Source organism: Mycobacterium sp. 852002-10029_SCH5224772 (genome assembly GCF_001667315.1).
Classification (GTDB): Bacteria; Actinomycetota; Actinomycetes; order Mycobacteriales; family Mycobacteriaceae; genus Mycobacterium.
Genome location: NZ_LZHT01000105.1, coordinates 1 through 1,218, shown reverse-complemented (window position 1 = coordinate 1,218; position 1,218 = coordinate 1). Strand labels below are relative to the sequence as shown.

1 protein-coding gene is annotated in these 1,218 nt (G+C 72.1%); it reads left to right on the top strand.

Going from position 1 to position 1,218, the window contains the following annotated elements:
* Positions 1-1,218 (top strand): non-ribosomal peptide synthetase (locus A5775_RS18390; protein WP_156660766.1); only part of this gene is annotated, 1,218 nt, incomplete at both ends.

The window sequence follows — 1,218 nt, the reverse complement described above, 5'->3', positions numbered from 1 at the left end:
TGGGAGATCTTCGGCGCGTTGTTGCACGGCGGCCGGTTGGTCGTGGTGCCCGAAACCGTCGCGCGGTCACCGGAAGATCTGCACGCACTGCTGGTGGCCGAACAGGTCAGCGTGCTCAGCCAAACCCCGTCGGCGGCCGGTGGGCTCTCACCCGCGGGTCTGGAGTCGGCGACCCTGGTGGTCGCTGGTGAGGCCTGCCCGGCCGAACTGGTGGACCGGTGGGCGCCGGGCCGGGTGATGATCAACGCCTACGGCCCCACCGAGGCGACGGTCTACGCCGCGATCAGTACGCCGCTTCAGGCGGGTTCACCTGGCGTGGTGCCGATCGGCTCCCCGGTCCCCGGCGGGGCGTCGTTCGTGCTCGACGAGTGGCTGCGGCCGGTTCCGCCCGGCGTGGTCGGCGAGCTGTATGTCGCCGGCGCCGGGGTGGCCTGCGGCTACTGGCGTCGGGCCGGGCTGACCGCGTCGCGGTTTGTGGCCTGCCCCTTCGGGGCGCCCGGCGCGCGCATGTACCGCACCGGGGACCTGGTGCGCTGGCGCGCGGATGGCCAACTGGACTACCTGGGCCGGGCCGACGAGCAGGTCAAGATCCGCGGCTACCGCATCGAACTCGGCGACGTGCGCGCCGCGCTGGCCTGGGTGGACGGTGTCGACCAGGCGGTCGTCGTCGCCCGCGAGGACCGCTCGGGCCACAAGCGGCTCGTCGGTTACGTCACCGGCACCGCCGACCCGGCCGCGGTCCGTGCCGCGCTGGCCGAACGCCTGCCGGGCTACATGATTCCGGCCGCGGTCGTCGTCATGCCGGCCCTGCCGCTGACCCCCAACGGCAAGCTCGACACCCGCGCCCTGCCCGCGCCCGAGTACCAGGACGCCGATCAGTATCGCGCCCCCGACAACGCCATTGAGGAAATTCTGGCCGGCATCTACGCCCAGGTGCTCGGGCTCGAGCGCGTCGGCGTCGACGACTCCTTCTTCGACCTTGGCGGCGACAGCATTTCGTCCATGCAGGTGGTGACGCGGGCGCGCGCCGCCGGCCTGGCGTGCAAGACCCGCGACATCTTCGTCGAGCAGACCGTGGCCAGGCTGGCCCGCGTGGCCGAGGTGGTCGACGCCGACGCCGTGATCGACGAGGGCATCGGGCCGGTGGTGGTCACCCCGATCATCGGTTGGCTGCGCGACGTGGAAAGCGCTGGCGGACAGGTCGATCAGTTCAACCAG